Here is a 13,875-nt window from a genome sequence, read left to right on the forward strand (position 1 = left end):
TGTTTGAACATTTTGTTAAATTTTATTGAACGGAGGATTCATTTGGAACATCTTATTAATAACAACGTAAAAAGTATTGAAATATCAGGTATTCGAAAATTTTTTAACATGGTTTCTGATCATAACGATGTATTGTCGTTAACAATTGGACAACCAGACTTCTACACACCCGATCATGTTAAACAAGCTGCCAAACAGGCAATTGATGAAAACCGAACCACATACACACATAACGCGGGAATCCTACCATTACGAGAAGCAATAGCAAGTTTTGTAAACAAAAAATATAATTTAACATATCAAGCTGAATCAGAGGTTATTGTAACGGTAGGTGCTTCACAAGCAATCGATATCACATTACGAACCATTTTGCAGTCAGGTGATGAAGTTTTATTACCTGGCCCTGTTTATCCAGGGTATCAACCATTAATCACGCTTGCTGGTGGTGTTCCCATCCATGTGGATACTAGAGGTAATAACTTTAAGTTCACAGCAGATCTAATTAGAGAGAACATCACCGATAAAACAAAATGTATTATTTTACCATACCCTTCCAATCCGACTGGTGTGACATTGACCAAAGAAGAATTACAAGAAATAGCGAATGAATTACAAAACCGCGATATTTTCATTCTCGCTGACGAAATCTACAGTGAGTTGATTTATGAACAGGAACACGTATCTATTGGGACATTTGAACAAGTAAAAGAGAAAACCATTATAATTAATGGTGTCTCAAAATCTCATTCTATGACAGGTTGGCGCATTGGGTATCTACTAGCACATGAATGGCTTGCGAAACATATACTTAAGGTTCATCAATATAACGTTTCCTGCCCTACTTCTATAAGTCAATATGCTGCATTAGAAGCCTTGACAAATGGGCAAGAAGATTCACAATATATGAAAAAACATTACCTAGAAAGAAGAGAATTTGTTTATGATCGACTTCAGGAGATGGGATTAGAAGTGGTTAAACCTGATGGCGCCTTTTACTTTTTCCCAAAATTTTCAATTGAAGAAGGAACATCTTTTGATTTAGCATTGCGATTAGTTCGTGAAGCAAAGTTGGCACTCGTGCCTGGAGATGCTTTTTCATCTTACGGACAAGGATATCTACGAATTTCTTATGCTTACGACATGGAAACATTAAAAAAAGGAATGGATCAGCTCCAGTCGTTTCTGACAGCTCATTCTATGATTGGGAATTGAAAAGAACAAAGGCTCGGGGCGCCCGGTTAGCGACGAACGAACTGCGCCTGCGCATCACAGGTGGTTTGGTGTTGTCGCTCAGGAGCGGCGGACTAAACGGGACATTCATTCCGCAGGAGATAAAGGAAGACATGCCACTGCAAAAGGGGTATGCCGACGCTGGACGCAAAGTCCGCTTTTAGTCGGCCTTCCCTCTAAGTGAATCGATGTTGACTTATTCAAAATGTTCGACTAAAAACGTCACGTCCTGTGACAACATCGAACTGACCTACATCCTCGAAAAAGAAAATCGCTTTTTCTTCGTGCGAAGTTTCGCTGTCGTAGTTTTCCTTGTCCTGTAGGCCCGAGGTGAGGGGAGTTGCGCTACAGATTTAGCGCTTCGCGGACGTGGCTTACACTGCAATTAGTTCTCCACAGCGGCACAGTTTTATAACTTCCCAGACAATGAAAAAGGGCTATTGCTTCAATCTAAGCAATAGCCCTTTTCTTTAACATACTAAACAACAACTACTCACGTATGACCCATTAGGCAAAACCTTATTACCCTCGATCAAAGATGTTAAATCCGATGAACATAACTAAAACGAGTAACAAAACAACGGAAAAAATCGTTTCCATATTAGCTCCCCTCCCCACTCTTCTAGTTTAAACAGTTTTTGGATTATTGTTGAACTATGTAATGTGTGATCACTTAACTCTTCTACCATTTATTTTATCATATAATTCAAATCGTTATAACAAAAGTATCCGATTATATATTATAATAAAGGGAAACTTCCCTCACAGAGTATTAGCCTACACCGATCTGAGGGGAAAGTGAAAGTTTATTCGCACTTAAACATTTCCGTCTCATCTGATGTTTTGAACGGGAGTCTTATGGACGGTTGTACCTGAATAAAGATTCTAGTATTTTTATTAATTGGACTTTATTTATAAATTTAGTTACATATTGGGAACAACAATCATTTAGAATAGACTATGTTATGTACTCATTCTTGCCTATTTATCTAGTAAACTAATGTAATGGAAGAGACAATAAGAAAGTCACTACCTTTTTGAAAGAAAGTAGGAGTTATTCATGTTACATTGTCCTTATTGTGGATGCCAAGTGAAGGAGGATGAAATCTTTTGTACCCAGTGCGGTCGTAAATTACCAGATGATTTAGTAGATCGTATTCCTTCTAAAAATAACAATAACTATCGATTATGGTTACTTCCGTCGATATTATTTATAATCATCTTCTGCTCCATTATTTGGTATGATTTTCATCTTGAAAACAATACAGAAAAGGCACAATCATTATATAAACAAGGAGAAGCATTAACCTTAGAAGGAGACTATCAAGAAGCATTGACAGTATTTGAAGAAGCGTTACAATACAAATCTCAGTTTCCGGCAGCAACAACTAACAAAAACTTTGTTAAAAGAGCTATCGAAATAGAAGCTGATTTACAAGAGGTTGAGTCTCTTATACAAAACAAAGAGTTCCAATCAGCTTTAACACATATTGATGAAGCAGAAAATAAAGTGAAAATCTATAATGGAGAAGCAGTACGACAATTAATTAATAAAATTGTGACGAAACGAAAACAAACACAACTTTCTCAGTTAACATCCAAGTTAGAGCAATCACCAACCATTGATGAAATAAAAGACTTATTATGGGAAGCGGAAGCCATTCAAACAGAAGAAGCAAATAGTATTGCGAATGATTTAAAAAATCAAATTATAGCATTTATATCTAGTACAGCGAGTGAACAATTAAAACTTAATCAATTTACAGATGCACGAGCAATTGTGAATGATGGCTTGAAATATGCACCTGATTCAGAAAAACTTCAAAGTTTAAAAACAACCATTGAAAAAGAAAAAGCAGCTTTCGAAACGAAACAACAAGAACGAATTGAACAAGCTTTAAATGCTGCAGAACAGGAACGCCAACAAAATCAGAACAATGCTGTTGAACTAGTTGAAATTGAACTAGAAGAAGATGACAATCAAGAACTCGTTGTATCAGGTGAAATCAAAAGTGTTGCAACAGTGCCTATCAATTCCATTTCAATTGAATATGTCATCTATGACAAGGATGAAAACGAAATATTAACCAATGAAGTCTATGTTTACCCAGACACTTTATATCCAGATGAAGAAGGGAAATTTGACTATACCCATTACGATCTAGAGCTTGATCTTGAAGAACTTGAAGTGAACACAGAAACAATCAAATGGTTTCTCGACTAACAAACAAAGACGTAAGCGCTGAAGTTTACACCTAATTATCTTTTAAATAAATCATGTATCCATTTACATAACGGAGTGAGATAATGAATAAAAAACATAGCACCTTCCCAATTGTGTTATCGATCATCATCTTATTGAGCGGAGCCAGTACGATTTATGCGATGAATCATAAATGGTCTAATCAAACGATTGATATTAAAAACACACTAGCTACCCAAGTAACAGAACAGCAAGAAACACTTGATCTAAAGTCCATTATTCATGAGGCTCAGAAGAATGTCGTACAAATTGAAGCTACCACAAAATCATCCAATGACAATCTTGGTTCAGGATTTATTTATAATGAAAAAGGCGATATTATTACCAATGCCCATGTAGTGCAAGATGCATCGTCAATTTATGTTAAAACTGCTAACGCGAGGACTTATACAGCTGCATTAGTTGGAATCGGTGAAAACGAAGATATCGCAGTCATTCGTGTTCCACAACTAGCAAACCAGTCACCTGCTGTTGTCGATGAGGATTATAACGCTGAATTAGGTGATGAAATTATAGCAGTTGGAAGTCCATTAGGTTTCCAAAACTCTGTAACCATTGGTATTATCTCTGGGACAGATCGCTCCTTTTCTATCGATGATTATGACTACAATAACGTTTATCAAATTTCAGCAAATATCACTAATGGAAACAGTGGTGGTCCATTAATTAATCGAGAAACCGGGAAGATAGTTGGCATTAATTCTGCTGGAATCAACGAGGAAGGCATAGGCTTTAGTATTCCGATTCATACTGTATTGGATAATGTCCGTATCTGGTCTGAACAAGCAGACAACAAAACATTAAACTATGATAGTCTGATGAATACCGCACAAAGTGATAACCCTGAGCAATTGAAAGAAGATGCTACGTACATCGTAAGTTATTTCTTCGACAACTTAAGCATAAGAGATTATATTACCGCTTATACGTTATTGGGCAGTGACTGGCAAACGAAAACAAATTATCAAAGTTTCCGAGAGGACTATGTCCATATGATGGAAAATGAACCGTCTGACATGCAAACAACTTATCTTGAAGAAGAAAAAAGAGTCCAAGTTACCATACAAACGGATAGCCTCATGAAAGAATCTAGTCAAAAAACAAGAAGAAATGTGTACGAATATACCTTTTATGTCGGAATAGAAAATGGCCAACTAAAAATGTTGGATGGCAATCGTTCACTTGTTGATTCGGAACCACTTGAAGAAAATTCTAGTGATGGATAAAGTGAAACTTCACTCAGTGGGGACTCCCCCCCACTGATGTAACTATCTCAAGTAAATACCGCTGGCCCTCCCCACTGCTCTTCTTTAGTTTTTCATCTCGCATATTTGAAGCAGGATAATACCAGTTCCATGCAGGATAGACCTTGTACAAGCCCAAATATGAAGGAATTAGGTAAACGTCTATACATATTTGGTTGTTTAGCCATATAGTATAAGTGTAATCTTTCAGGAGGTGAGTATGTATATGTCACACTTTGGTTATGGAGCACCATATGGCGGTACTGTTTATGGAGCACATTGTGGTGGATATGGATATGGCTATGGAGCTGGAACAGGATATGGAAATTCATTTGCTTTAATTGTTGTTCTATTCATTCTACTCATAATTGTAGGGACTGCATTTTACGCATAAATAACAGATGAAAAGCGATAGAATAAAGCCGTACACCCTATTTTAAGGGTGTACGGCTTTGTTAAAAAATAAACTTTTCTTGTTTAGGAAGAATCTACTCCATCTCAGTGCCTATCTAGTCTCATGTCAATCCCCTATGCAAAAGCATATACGTCGATGTGGGACTACATCCACTCGAACTTTTGCTCAAACTTAATCCTTCTCTAACTGATTCTCACCACCAATAATCGAGTGTACAGTAGGCTTCTTCTTTCCTATTCGTAGATCTTGATCACTTAACTTTCCTTTAAATAATACATTTATATGCTGATCCATTTCGTTAATTGCAATCAATGTAGACAAAAAAGTTGCTGGTTGATTTGTTTCTTTGGTTATTTTTGCTTGTAGTACTAATTCATTGTTCGCTTCTTTCAAACTAGTAAAATAAGTTAAATACTTTTTATCTAACAAACATTCTAACACCCATTGACTATCCTCATCCTCGCGATCAATGATCAAACCATCAAGTATTGGGAATGCACATACTCTAACTTCTTTTTCCAGCGTTTTAATAAGGTCTATTGAGATTAATTTAAATGTTTTCATCGGAACCTCCACCTATGCACCTATTATCTCTGTTCAATTTCCATTAAACCTGTTTTTACTACTTACTCACACACATCCATTTTAACAATAGGCTCGTATTATTTCTAATTTTACATAATGTACAAACTTTTTGTTAAATTGATATCCTCTATTAAAACCAAATCATGTATACTAGGGGTAAACATGCCTTTCTTGCATTTATGTATTAAATTGGAGTGATAAAATTGCGATGGATAATCTTTTTAATATTACCCTTGACCTTAATTGCATGTTCAAATGATGAACAAGCCCCCACAATCGAAAAAGATGATGTTCAGACAGAAGAATCTGATCCCAAACCTTCAATTGTAGAAAAACCAAAGCAAAACGAGACCGATAAACCTGTCAAAACGGTTCTAGAATTTAAACTTCCGAATGAGGTAGTATCTATTCATTTAGATGGTGTCCCCATTTTACAACAATATTTATCATCAGTTGAGAACAGACAACAAGCAGCAGATAAAATGACATTAACCCCTCTCAACGTCCCTGAAAAAGATGATTTATATTTATTAGAATTTTCTTGCATCGAAAACAAGTGTTCTTATTTATTATTAGATCGGGAACAGGATGGTAGATCATTTTTAATTGCAGATCTTGCTAAATTCGCAAACATGCATGTGTCACCAAACCAAGAGAAACTCTTATTTATTTTTAACCGAAATCCATTTCAAAAAGACAACAATGACATCGTAACATCTAAAATAGCTGTCATGGATTTAAAAAAATGGGAGTCAACACCAGTTGCTACAACGAACCACCTAGTCATTCGAGACTATATGTGGCCAATACAAAACTCAAAATGGTTAGATAATCAAACCATTTCTATAGATATACCTGCATTAGAAGGTCCAACAAACGAAACATTAGAACAATGGTTTAAATCAAACAAAGAAACAAAAACCATCAAACTAAACATCCATAACCAATAATAACTGTTAGAAGACAAAAAAGCACTAACCTGTTATGAAGAAAGTAGGAATATCAAGTTAGCGCTTTTTATTATGTGCAATTATTCAAATTGTAGGTCTTTTTCTAGCTTTATATTCATTTCTTCTTCATTCATTCTAAATTGACACTGCGCATAAAGAACATATTTTCCTTTATCACGGAAAGTAAAAATTAGCGGTTGTTCTGAAAGGTATATGTCACCAGGTTCCAACACCCTACGTACAGGACTTCCGGTATATGCGTGTCTAGTATGATCGATTGAAACAGCTATAAGTGGTGTACGGTGTTCGATCATCACAGGGTCTGATCCAGTATATTCCAATGAACGTAATACTTGAAATCCTTCCTCTGTATTTTCCACCCTCAAGTGTAGAATAAAGTCACCGTGTTCAGTATTCATTATAACTGGTTCGGACAATTTTGCATTTGTCCTCTCTTGTAATATATAGACAATTGCTAAACCAATAGATAAGATAAATGATATCATTATAATCCGCTTCAACAAACCTACCCCTCCACTTTAACCAAAGCATATCCAATCGAATAGACGATTTTACGATCCAAAACGTTTCACTTTAATCCATTCTTATTACTATACTTCCATTTTAAGTTTTCATCAAAAAACGGAAATATTTAGAAAGCATATTTCATCGTCTACTGCGTCAATTTATAAGTGTACCTCATAAAAAAGGAGGAACCATTAATGACTGTTGCAAGTCAAGTAAAACAAACCGTAGCAGGATTAAAAAGTGCTCAAGCTAGTTTAGAGACATTTGCTCTTCAAACGCAAAACAAACAAGCAAAACAAATGTACCAGAATGCAGCTCAACAAGCGCAATCCATTGTACAAACGATTGAACCACGCGTTCAACAAATCGAACAAGAAGAACCACAATATAAACAACAATAATAGACGCGTAGAAGGTTGGTTAGGCCAACCTTCTACTAGTTAACATTTAGGGTGATGCATATGAAAAAAATAGTCCTTCTGATCTTTATTAGTGTTTTGTTTTTAGTAAGTTGTGCAACAAATGAAGAAGATAATCGTTTAACGAGCGAATCTAGTCAAGATATCACAAAAATAAGTAGTAATACACCGATCGACCAGTCTTTTACTAACAAAGTTAAAGAGGAAGTTTTAAATAGGGAAGATATTAAGGGCGTTCGTGGCGTTAACACAAAAGACGAACTGCTGTTAGCAATTGAGGTCGAAGAAATTAAACAATTTAATGAGCAAGATATAGAAAAGGAAATAAAAAAAACATTAGAGAAAAAATATCCAAATAAAAATTTTAAAATATCATCAGATCAAAAAATTTTTATTGAACTTGATGACCTAGAAAAGAAAATACAAAACAACAAAGTGGATAAAAAAGAGTTGGAAAAAAAGTACAAAAATATTAAAAAATTATTAGATGATCCAGCGTAATAAGAGAGGGACGATTTTATGTCAAATAATAAGAAAAAAAACTTAACACCAACACAACAAGACTATCAATCATTCGCTAAAGATCGTGAAGTAAAACGTCCTGTAGTAAAAAATTGCATTAGAGCTTTTATTGTCGGTGGGTCCATATGTACGATCGGTCAAGCCATCTCAACTTTTTACATGCATTTCTTCAAATTCACGGAACAAAATGTCGCAAATCCAACTGTTGCAACCTTGATTTTTATCACGATGTTACTAACTGGATTTGGCGTCTATGACCATTTTGCTCAATTTGCAGGAGCAGGTACTGCAGTTCCTGTTACAGGGTTTGGTAATGCTGTTATCTCAGCAGCAATCGAGCATCGTACAGAAGGGTTTGTTCTTGGTGTTGGAGGCAATATGTTTAAATTGGCAGGTTCTGTCATTGCATTTGGTACCTTTTCTGCCTTTGTAATCGCCTTAATTAAGACATTACTAATTCAATGGGGGGTATTGTGATGTTAGCAGGTCACAGAACATGGATATTTGAGAATCAACCTGTGATTGTATCTACAGGGACTGTTGGCGGTCCATTCGAAGCAAATGGCAATATCCCAAACGATTTTGATTTACTCCACTCTAATATGTGGATTGGGCAAGATTCGTTTGAAAAAGCTCATAAATTATTGATGGAAGAAGCAAGTCAACGAGCAATGGAAAAAGCTGGCATTCAAAAAGAACAAGTCCAGTTTTTTTTAGCCGGTGATTTAATTAATCAAATCACCCCAACTAGCTTTACCGCAAAAACACTGGGCACCCCCTATTTTGGATTATTCGGTGCCTGTTCAACTTCTATGGAAGGTTTAGCTTTAGGCGCCTTTATTGTGAATGCAGGTGGAGCAAAATATATACTTACAGGAGCTTCTAGTCACAATGCTGCTGTTGAAAAACAGTTTCGTTACCCTACGGAATATGGTGGGCAAAAACCACCAACAGCACAATGGACGGTGACTGGAGGTGGTGCCGCTTTATTAACGGATAAGGGAGAAGGTCCTAAAGTTACTTCTGCCACAATCGGGAAAGTTGTTGATATGGGGTTATCAGATCCGTTTAACATGGGCGGGGCAATGGCGCCAGCTGCCGTCGATACCATCGAAGCACATTTAAAAGAACGAAACGTAGATCCATCCTACTACGACTTAATCATAACTGGTGATTTAGCGCATATTGGACGTGAAATTGCCCTCGATTTATTCAAGAAACACCAAATCACTATAACAGAAAAACAATTTGTGGACTGTGGTTTGACCATTTATAAAGAGGATCAACCAGTTCAAGCTGGTGCTAGTGGTGCAGCATGCTCTGCAGTCGTAACCTATGGCCACTTCTTGAATCGCATGAAAAAAGGTGAAATAAATCGCATCCTAGTTGTTGCCACGGGGGCATTATTATCACCGTTATCTTCACAACAAAACCAAAGTATTCCATGCATCGCACATGCCGTATCAATTGAAAACGGAGGTGTTTCCTAATGGTCTTTGTTTGGTCCTTCTTAGTTGGTGGGCTTATATGTGTAATTGGACAAATTATGTTGGACATATTCAAGCTCACTCCTGGTCACACCCTTACTACCCTTGTTATTTCTGGGGCAATTTTAAGCGGATTTGGCCTTTATGACAAATTAATTGATTTTGCTGGAGCAGGTGCTTCCGTTCCTATTACAAGTTTTGGTAATTCGTTAGTACAAGGGGCTATGCAAGAGGCAGAAAAACACGGGATAATTGGAGTTGTAACGGGAATGTTTGAAATTACGAGTTCAGGGATAAGTTCCGCAATTATTTTTGGTGTACTTGGTGCGATATTATTTAAACCAAAAGGGTAAGGAGTAATAATATGACAGTTGATTCTCAAGTAAAACAAAGCTTAGCAAGTGTTAAAAGTATTCAATCTAGCATATCTAGTCTTACAGCTCGATCACAAGATAAACAAGCCATAGAAATTTTCCAACAAGCACTGCCAATATTGGATGAAATTAAGAATGATTTGCAGCAACGTGTTGGGCAACTAGAGCATGAAGAAGAACAGTATAAAGGTTTCTAAGAAAGCGCATTTCAAGAAACTTGGGGTTGTTTAAGCCTAATAGCCTGTCGTGACGCAAAACCGCTAATTGCGGGAAGCGTCACAACACAGCTGAACCAAAATTAAAGAAGTAGCCTAACTATATCAAGTAAGGAGTTTTAATATGCCAGAATGGGGAAATATTTTAATTCGTTCTATTAGCCTTGTCGTTATTGTTTTTATTGTAGCTAAGATTTTTGGAAAAAAACAATTAGCACAATTAAGTGTATTCGAATATATGGTTGGAATTGTTATTGCAATGATCGCGGCTAACCTATCAATTGGTTATAACATTCCAGTTGCCCACGGCTTACTTGGATTAATGACATGGTTTTTCATTCCTCTTGCTTTAAGTTTTCTAGCCATTAAAAGCAAACCTGTCCGAGATTTTATACGTGGAAAAGGAACTGTTTTTATTAAAGATGGAAAAGTAATGGAAGACAATTTAAAGAAGGAACAATTTAGTTCGGATGAATTATTGCAAAAGTTACGAAAGAAAAATGTATTTCAAGTAGCCGATGTAGAGTTTGCTGTATTAGAAGCTGATGGGGATCTTAGTGTGTTACCCAAAAAACAAAAACAACCGCTAACCCCAAAGGATATGGGAGTAACGGTTGCACCAATAAAAGAGCCCCAAACAGTAGTAATGGACGGGAAAGTAATGTATGAGCCGCTAGCAACTGCTGGTTTAAATAAAAACTGGTTAGAGACGGAGCTTGATAAACTTGGCGTTAGTATTGAAAATGTCTATTTGGCGCAGGTAGACGGATACGGACAATTAAATATTGATCTTTTTGATGATCAATTACAAACACCTTCACCACAAGAAAAAGCCCTACTATTGGCAACCATGAAAAAAACGCAAGCAGATTTAGAACTGTTTGCCCTTAATACAGAAAATAAAACAGCCAAACAAATGTATACAAAAGATAGTCAACAACTACAACAAGTGATTGATCTTGTTAAGCCTTTTTTATCAGATTAAAATACTAGTCAATCTTAATGGCTACTTTTCCAAACTGATTGGCATGTTCTAAATAGTGAAAAGCTTCTTTTGCTCGATCTAGATTAAAACTAGTGGAAATTTCAGAATGAATGTCATGATCCTTCATTAAACCTAACATTTCTCTAAATTCTTGACGACTGCCCATTGTTGAACCAAGTAATTGATACTGGCCGTAAAAGAATTGTCGGATATTGATCGTAACATTATCTTCTGTCGATGAGCCAAATGTCACGATTTTTCCACCTTTTTTCAACACGGACAAGGAACGGTTAAACGTAGCAGCTCCTACACTTTCAATCACCAAATCGATCGTCTCTTGTTGTAATTGTTCGTCCCAGTCACTTGCTGTATCAATCGCAACATCTGCTCCAATTTCTAATGCTTTTTCTCGTTTCTTTTGATCTCTTGACGTTACGATCACTCTCGCTCCAATAGCTTTTGCAAATTGAATCATGAAAGTAGCAACTCCACCTCCTGCTCCAGGAATAAAGACAGTATCTGTAGTCTTTAACTTTCCTTTTGTAAATAGAGCACGGTAACCAGTTAAAGCAGATAATGCGAACACTCCTGCTTCTTCCCAGCTCATATACTCTGGTTTCTTCTCTACCTGCTCGGCAGAAATCACGATTTTTTCAGCAAATGTGCCATGATTAGGCATACCAACAATCCCAAACCCTTCTGGTGGGGCATCACTATTCTGATACCATCCAATACTTGGATTTACAATCACTTCATCACCAACCTCGAAACCTGTAACCCCTTCCCCTACTACTTCAATCGTTCCTGCACCATCTGATCCTAAAATAAGTTCCGTATTGATATTACCTCTTCTATCTGGGATCTTTAAATCTCGATGGTTTAGCCCTGCCGATTTTAATGCAATTTTCACTTCTCCTTTTGCTACTTTAGGTTCAGCAACTGTCGTATAGAATGTATCTGTTCCTTTATGTACAAATGCTTTCATCCCTTTTCCTCCCCTTCCTTAATCTGAAATTGCTCTAAATGTACAATATGTAATTAAAACTGGCAACTAATATGAATTAGACCAAGAGGGAAGCGCAAGAGCTATTTTTGCGCTTCGCCGACATGGTTAATATACTTTAAACGAAAAACTGAGTCATTATATGTGACTCAGCCTTTCCTTAGCTTTATTAGAACAAAAACACAGCTATTAAGGTCGATATCACAAGACCGATGATAACTGGTCCGAAATTTTTTCGAACTAAGTCTAATACCGGCACACCACAAAAACCCGCTACAGCAACCAAGGAGGACCATGCAATAATCGTTCCTCCACCAGTCCAGATCGTTCCCATTTGGCCAATTGCTGCCAATGTTTCAGGCTCAATTGTTCCATTTGCTAACGCATTCGACAAGGAACCAGTGATGGGTAATCCTGAAAAACCTGAACCATCAAGACCAGTGATGATTCCAATAATCAAGATACTAAAAGCAGCTAAAAATGCACTTTGGGGTAAAACTGATTGTGTCGATTGGACCAAATCAAACAACAATGCAGGGCCTTCTTCATCACCAATGGAAAGAATACTACCAGAAAAATCGGAACTTCCTAAAAAGAAAAAACCTGCAATTGGAATAACTGGTCCCATTGCCTTAAAAGCAAACACAAAACCGTTAATTATATGCTCGCTTATATAATCAAGCGCACGGTGCCGCCCGAAGACTACTGTTGATAGTAGTAATAATATAACAGCTACACCACCAATGAAGGCAGCACCATCCCCACCTTCAAAACCACCCATGCGTCCCTCTGATAATTTGGTAGAAACCATATATACCATAACAGTTAACATGGAAACAGGGACAAGGACAGCAAAGATCTTACTCCATAATGGTAAATTCTTATTATTTGTACGTTTAGGTGTTTCCTCTTCTCTTCCTTGCATAACTGCTAATTCTTGTTCAATTTTTGGATCATTTTTTAACCGAAAAGATTTTTTATTAAATAGATACGCAATGCCGATTGCAATAACACCAGTTATAACGGACAGAATTAAAGCTTGATCGACTAATACGGACGTTTCGACACCTGCCGCTTTTGCCGATAAATCTGGTGCCACTTGAATGATATAATCAGACGATAAAGCCATTCCTTGGCCCGCTAATGCTACAGCCATCGCAGCCACCATTGCTGGTAAACCAGCCCTGATCGCAGCGGGAACTAGTAAAGCACAAATTAACGGAACAGCAGGCGTTGGCCAAAAGAATAAAGATATAAAATACGTGACGACAACCAAAACTAAAAACGCGATATGGCCATTAACCATAATTTTCTGTATCGGTTGAATCATCCTTCGATCTGCGCCTAAATCTTTTAACGAGTGTAACAATGCAACCATGAATGTAATGATAAGGAAGATATTGAATAATTCTTGTGCTGCTACTAAATTCGCATTAAAAATAGCAGTAAACCCGTCAATCACACTCCCTTGGTACACCCAGGCAACCACAAATGTACCTAACAATGTTGGTAGTACAACGCCTTTACGAAACACCATGGTTATAATGATTAACAAAGTGAAAAATCCATATATCCAATGAGAAAGAGCTAACTCCACTCTGTATGCCCTCCTTTTCTCAGCTATAACTAACTGTGCTATAGCCTATGAAAAGCGC

Annotated in this window: 16 protein-coding genes; 12 read left to right on the forward strand and 4 right to left on the reverse strand. The window is 36.9% G+C overall.

The features are described from left to right. The first annotated feature begins 42 nt into the window (after nt 1-42). The 4 genes from FCI53_RS01560 to FCI53_RS21990 all read left to right on the forward strand — a co-directional run bounded on the left by FCI53_RS01560 (nt 43) and on the right by FCI53_RS21990 (nt 5,131). Complete coding sequence (locus FCI53_RS01560; protein ID WP_138415141.1) at nt 43-1,212, forward strand: aminotransferase A; 1,170 nt, start codon at nt 43-45, stop codon at nt 1,210-1,212. Nucleotides 1,213-2,290: 1,078 nt separating this feature from the next. Then, nucleotides 2,291-3,454 (forward strand): zinc-ribbon domain-containing protein, encoded by a 1,164-nt coding sequence (locus FCI53_RS01565; RefSeq protein ID WP_138415143.1) that lies wholly within the window; start codon nt 2,291-2,293, stop codon nt 3,452-3,454. 83 nt (nt 3,455-3,537) lie between these two features. Then, a complete protein-coding gene (locus FCI53_RS01570; protein ID WP_138415145.1) occupies nt 3,538-4,719 on the forward strand; it encodes a S1C family serine protease in 1,182 nt (393 codons plus the stop codon). Between the two features lie 244 nt (nt 4,720-4,963). Then, entirely contained in the window at nt 4,964-5,131 is a 168-nt protein-coding gene (locus tag FCI53_RS21990) for a YjcZ family sporulation protein (RefSeq protein ID WP_138415255.1), read from the forward strand. 192 nt (nt 5,132-5,323) lie between these two features. Here the strand turns inward: FCI53_RS21990 and FCI53_RS01580 are convergent, their stop codons facing one another. Then, nucleotides 5,324-5,716, reverse strand: a complete 393-nt coding sequence (locus tag FCI53_RS01580) for a YwpF family protein (protein WP_138415146.1) — start codon at nt 5,714-5,716, stop codon at nt 5,324-5,326. Between the two features lie 224 nt (nt 5,717-5,940). Here FCI53_RS01580 and FCI53_RS01585 point away from each other — a divergent pair, with 224 nt between their 5' ends. Then, nucleotides 5,941-6,687 (forward strand): hypothetical protein, encoded by a 747-nt coding sequence (locus FCI53_RS01585; RefSeq protein WP_138415148.1) that lies wholly within the window; start codon nt 5,941-5,943, stop codon nt 6,685-6,687. An 80-nt stretch (nt 6,688-6,767) separates the two neighbouring features. Here the strand turns inward: FCI53_RS01585 and FCI53_RS01590 are convergent, their stop codons facing one another. Continuing rightward, a complete protein-coding gene (locus FCI53_RS01590; RefSeq protein ID WP_138415150.1) occupies nt 6,768-7,208 on the reverse strand; it encodes a hypothetical protein in 441 nt (146 codons plus the stop codon). 201 nt (nt 7,209-7,409) lie between these two features. On the opposite strand from FCI53_RS01590, the gene FCI53_RS01595 reads away from it, so the two are divergent. The 7 genes from FCI53_RS01595 (at nt 7,410) to FCI53_RS01625 (ending at nt 11,217) form a co-directional block, all read left to right on the forward strand. Further along, nucleotides 7,410-7,616 carry a DUF1657 domain-containing protein gene (locus tag FCI53_RS01595; RefSeq protein ID WP_138415152.1) on the forward strand — a complete coding sequence of 69 codons (207 nt, stop codon included), beginning with the start codon at nt 7,410-7,412 and terminating at the stop codon, nt 7,614-7,616. Between the two features lie 60 nt (nt 7,617-7,676). Further along, on the forward strand, nt 7,677-8,135 hold the full coding sequence (locus FCI53_RS01600) for a YhcN/YlaJ family sporulation lipoprotein (protein WP_171038026.1): 459 nt from the start codon (nt 7,677-7,679) through the stop codon (nt 8,133-8,135). Nucleotides 8,136-8,153: 18 nt separating this feature from the next. After that, entirely contained in the window at nt 8,154-8,633 is a 480-nt protein-coding gene (spoVAC, locus tag FCI53_RS01605; protein WP_138415156.1) for a stage V sporulation protein AC, read from the forward strand. Beyond that, nucleotides 8,633-9,646 (forward strand): stage V sporulation protein AD, encoded by a 1,014-nt coding sequence (gene spoVAD / locus FCI53_RS01610; protein WP_138415158.1) that lies wholly within the window; start codon nt 8,633-8,635, stop codon nt 9,644-9,646. The genes spoVAC and spoVAD overlap by 1 nt, the downstream gene beginning before the upstream one ends. Next, on the forward strand, nt 9,646-9,996 hold the full coding sequence (spoVAE, locus tag FCI53_RS01615) for a stage V sporulation protein AE (protein WP_138415160.1): 351 nt from the start codon (nt 9,646-9,648) through the stop codon (nt 9,994-9,996). The genes spoVAD and spoVAE overlap by 1 nt, the downstream gene beginning before the upstream one ends. An 11-nt stretch (nt 9,997-10,007) precedes the next feature. After that, on the forward strand, nt 10,008-10,214 hold the full coding sequence (locus FCI53_RS01620; RefSeq protein ID WP_138415165.1) for a DUF1657 domain-containing protein: 207 nt from the start codon (nt 10,008-10,010) through the stop codon (nt 10,212-10,214). 142 nt (nt 10,215-10,356) lie between these two features. After that, nucleotides 10,357-11,217, forward strand: coding sequence for a DUF421 domain-containing protein (locus tag FCI53_RS01625; RefSeq protein ID WP_138415168.1), 861 nt, complete (start codon nt 10,357-10,359; stop codon nt 11,215-11,217). A 4-nt stretch (nt 11,218-11,221) separates the two neighbouring features. On the opposite strand, the gene FCI53_RS01630 is transcribed toward FCI53_RS01625, so the two are convergent. Both FCI53_RS01630 and FCI53_RS01635 read right to left on the reverse strand, forming a co-directional pair. Continuing rightward, complete coding sequence (locus FCI53_RS01630) at nt 11,222-12,202, reverse strand: zinc-binding dehydrogenase (protein ID WP_138415170.1); 981 nt, start codon at nt 12,200-12,202, stop codon at nt 11,222-11,224. A gap of 187 nt (nt 12,203-12,389) precedes the next feature. Next, a complete protein-coding gene (locus FCI53_RS01635; protein ID WP_138415173.1) occupies nt 12,390-13,817 on the reverse strand; it encodes a hypothetical protein in 1,428 nt (475 codons plus the stop codon). Nucleotides 13,818-13,875: the final 58 nt, after the last annotated feature.

Source organism: Aquibacillus sediminis (assembly GCF_005870085.1).
GTDB classification, from domain to species: Bacteria; Bacillota; Bacilli; order Bacillales; family Amphibacillaceae; genus Aquibacillus_E; species Aquibacillus_E sediminis.